The organism is uncultured Gemmiger sp. (assembly GCA_944388105.1).
Lineage (GTDB): Bacteria > Bacillota > Clostridia > Oscillospirales > Ruminococcaceae > Gemmiger.
On record CALXHN010000143.1, the window covers coordinates 1 to 3,791 of the forward strand.

Here is a 3,791-nt window from a genome sequence, read left to right on the forward strand (position 1 = left end):
GGTCCCTGGATGGCCCTTCAAAAACGTCAATCTTTCTGTGTGGTTCGCCATCAGCCGTCCTGTCACTGGATCTGTCTGCCCACCACCACAAACCGCTCATCCTGAGAGCGGTTCGTGCAGGTGGACAGGGTGATCAGCTGGTCACCATATTGGGCCTGCACCCCTGTATCGTACAAAGCAGCCCCGGAAACCTGTGCCAGATATGCCTCAAAATCGGCCTGCCGGCTTATATCGGTGTACGCATAGTACGCAAAGCCGCTTTCTCCCTCTGTGTACACCCGGGCGTAGAAGGCAGCAAACACTTCATAGGTGCCTTCTTCTTCCAGGGTATCAAACCGAATCAAGGGATGGGCCTGCCAGAAATCTTCCCTGGCGTAGTTGAGCAGATCCGCAAACATAGAGCCGTTCTTCATGTTGTGACCGTAGATGAGCCAGTTGCCGCCCCCTGCAAAACAATCGGCAGAGAGAAAGGGCACACCGCTTTGGGAGCTGCTGCCGTCGAAGGCACGGCGCAGATACTGTTCCGGGTCATCGGGCGTAAACATGACCGGGTAGTCGATGTGGGTCCCCTCTATGGAGATCCACCCGAAAAAGTCCGGGTTTTGCGCTTTCAGGTCCGCATAAGGAGATTTCTCAGGCTCCTGGCCGTCGGCGCTCTCCGGCTGCTCCAGGGAGGCGGACAGCCGATCAAAGGCAGCCTGTTCCTGCCCGCCCTGCACCAGAATGCGGACCACCATAAACAGGCTGACCGCAAAGACAACGCCAAAGAAAAGGAAGGCTATGCGCCGCAGCCTACTCACAGAGCCACCTCCTTGTTCTGATAACTGAAAATAAGAATAGAAACAAGGAACCGTCACCACACGGCAGGTGTGGTGGCGGTTTCCTGTTTTACTGTATTTTACTGCTGATTTTTATGCTTGGCAATAGCCAGACCGCCGCCCGGGAGCAGTACCGCCGGTTCCGCCCCGCCTCTGCCTTTGCCGCTGGACTTCCCCACCCGCTTCTGCTACACTGGAATCAATCAAAAACGGGAGGGTTTGCCTATGCTGCCAGTGGTGAGCGTACAGACCATGCGGGAATGCGACGCATGGACCATTGAACATGAAACACCCGGCCCCGAGTTAATGCTCCGGGCCGCCCGGGGCATCCGGGACGCGGTGGACTGGGACCGGGGCAGTCCGGCGGGCATCGTGATCGGGTCGGGCAACAACGGCGGGGACGGCGCCGCCCTGGCCATGCTGCTGGCCCAGGCGGGGCGGCCCTGCGTTGTCTACCGTGTCTCGGAGAAAGCCAGCCCGGACAACGCCCTGTATCTGGAAAAAGCCCGGGCTTTGGGGGTGCCGGTACGCCCCTTTGTGGGGCATGAGGCGGAAATCGCCGCCTGTCCGGTGCTGGTGGACTGCCTGCTGGGCACCGGGTTTGCGGGCACGGTGCGCGGGGCGGTGCGGGATGCCATCCTCTGCCTGAACCGCGCCCGGGAGGCGGGGGCCTACGTGGTCAGCGCCGACATCAACAGCGGGCTCAACGGGGATACCGGCGAGGCCGAACTGGCCGTACACGCCGACCTGACCGTGTCCATCGGATTTTTCAAAACCGGGATGTTCCGGGGGGATGCCCCCCATTATATCCGCCGCCTGGTCAATGCGGACATCGGCATCCGGCTGCTGCGGCAGGAGTTTTCCCTGGTGGAACCGGGAACCCCCGCCGGAGAACGGGACATTGTCTGCCCGGGGTATTGCGAAATGTAGAAAATGACCCCCATCGCCCTTGCCGGGACGGTGGGGGTCTTGCTTTTATCAGAAGGTATAGTGCCGGATCTCACAGTTGCGGATGCCGAAGGCCGCGTACTCCCCGTTGGTCATGTCGAAAAAGTAGGAGTTGACCACCCGGGCAATGCCGTTGTGGGCCACCAGCAGGCAGGTCTCCTCCCGGCCGCGCAGCTCGTCCAGCAGGTTGTAAATGCGGGCGGCCACCCGGAGCATGCTCTCACCGCCGTCAAAGCTTTCCACAAAATTGGCTTTTGCGGTGGAAAACTCCGCGCCGTCCCGGGGTGTTCCCTCAAACCGGCCGAAGTTCTGCTCGGTCAGGCGGGGTTCCACCGTCAGGGGCAGGCCGGTCACCTGGGCGATGCACCGGGCGGTGTCGGCGGCCCGGGACAAGGGGGAACACAGAATGCGGTCGATGGGCAGTTTTTCGGCCAGGATCTTCTGGCCCAGCTCAGTGGCCTGCTGTCGGCCCAGCTGGGTGAGCGGGCTGTCGGTGGCGCCGCAGATCTTGTTCTCCACGTTCCAGACGGTCTGGCCGTGGCGGGTGAAATACAGTTGGGTTGCCATAGAAATTCCTTTCGGTTTACACGGAGCCGGGTGTTTACAGAATCAGATCCCGGCGGCGGGCGGCGGTCTTGCGGTGCAGGCTTTCGGCCATGATAAACATGAGCACCAGCATCACCGCCATGTACCAGGGGTACAGGGCCATGGAGATATGCTGGCCCAGCAGCCCGAACAGGGGCGGCATGAGGCAGCTGCCCACATAGGCGCAGGCCATCTGCAGGCCGGTCATGGACATGCTCAGTTCCCGGCCGAAGTTGGCAGGGGTCTCGTGGATGATGCAGGGGTAGACGGGGGCGCAGCCCAGGCCCACGGTGATGAGTCCGGCGAACAGGACGTTGTTGCCGGCGGGCAGCAGGATGAGCACCAGGCCCAGGGCGATGAGGGTCTGGCCCAGGCGGATCATGTTCTGGTCGTTGATCTTCATGGTCAGGAACCCGCAGACCCCGCGGCCCACCGTGATGCCCAGATAGAACAGACTGGCCCAGGAGGCAGCGGTTTCGGCGTCGATGCCCCGCACCACGGTGCAGTAGCTGGCGGCCCACATGCCGGCGGTGGCTTCCAGGGCGCAGTAGCAGAAGAAGCAGGTCACCACCTGGCGCACACCGGGCAGGCGGAGAAGTTCGGGGATGGACCGCTGCTGGGGGGTGAAGTCCGCCCCGTCCAGGGTCTGCTCGGGGCGTTTCCACATGCGCAGGCTGAGGAACAGCACCAGGGTGAGCGCGAACTGCAGCACCGCGATGGTGCGGTAGCCGCCCTGCCATGCGCCCCCGGCCAGGGCCCGACCCATGATGATGGGGCCGATGCTGGCCCCCACGCCCCACATGCAGTGCAGCCAGCTCATGTGGCGGCTTTCATAATGGAGGGACACATAGTTGTTGAGGGCGGCGTCCACGCTGCCGGCCCCCAGGCCGTAGGGGATGGCCCACAGGCAGAGCTGCCAGAACCGGCCGCTGAAGGAAAAGCCCAGCAGGGCCACGGCGGTGAGCAGCACGCTGTAGGCGGTGACCTTGCCGGTACCCAGGGCGGTGTTGAGTCGGGCACTGGCCAGACTGGACACAATGGTGCAGGCGGAAATGATCATGGAGACGATGCCCGCCCAGGACAGGTCCGCCCCCATCTGGGTGTACATGCTGGGCCACGCAGCGCCCAGCAGGGCGTCAGGCAGGCCCAGGCTGATGAAGGCCAGATAGATGATCGGCAATAACAGGGATGCCATACAAATACTCTCCCACCAAAAGATTTCGGTCCTCAAAAACGGACCCACGTGGGAAATTATACCACGAAACGGGGCAGATGCAAGACGGGGGCAGACGGCAGACTGCCGGGGGTGACGGCTGGCAGCCGGAGAGTTGTTCCTTTTTGGCAGGCGGTTGCTTGCCGTGTGGTCCTTCCTTTTCGTGCCCGAAAAGGAAGCGAAAAGGGCCCGCCGTTCCGATGCGGCGGCCGCCGGCTGGGGCTGCG

At 62.6% G+C, this 3,791-nt stretch carries 4 protein-coding genes; 1 reads left to right on the forward strand and 3 read right to left on the reverse strand.

Features of this window, described 5'->3' with window-relative positions; all coding sequences use genetic code 11:
• Nucleotides 1-62: 62 nt before the first annotated feature.
• Nucleotides 63-800 carry a class B sortase gene (gene srtB, locus Q0K17_RS10750; protein ID WP_294542907.1) on the reverse strand — a complete coding sequence of 246 codons (738 nt, stop codon included), beginning with the start codon at nt 798-800 and terminating at the stop codon, nt 63-65.
• Nucleotides 801-1,043: 243 nt separating this feature from the next.
• Between srtB and Q0K17_RS10755 the strand changes: the two genes are divergently transcribed.
• Nucleotides 1,044-1,748, forward strand: coding sequence for an NAD(P)H-hydrate epimerase (locus Q0K17_RS10755; RefSeq protein WP_294542908.1), 705 nt, complete (start codon nt 1,044-1,046; stop codon nt 1,746-1,748).
• Between the two features lie 48 nt (nt 1,749-1,796).
• Here Q0K17_RS10755 and Q0K17_RS10760 read toward each other — a convergent pair whose 3' ends face one another.
• Both Q0K17_RS10760 and Q0K17_RS10765 read right to left on the reverse strand, forming a co-directional pair.
• On the reverse strand, nt 1,797-2,333 hold the full coding sequence (locus Q0K17_RS10760; protein WP_294542909.1) for a histidine phosphatase family protein: 537 nt from the start codon (nt 2,331-2,333) through the stop codon (nt 1,797-1,799).
• A 34-nt stretch (nt 2,334-2,367) separates the two neighbouring features.
• Entirely contained in the window at nt 2,368-3,546 is a 1,179-nt protein-coding gene (locus Q0K17_RS10765) for an MFS transporter (RefSeq protein ID WP_294542910.1), read from the reverse strand.
• Nucleotides 3,547-3,791: the final 245 nt, after the last annotated feature.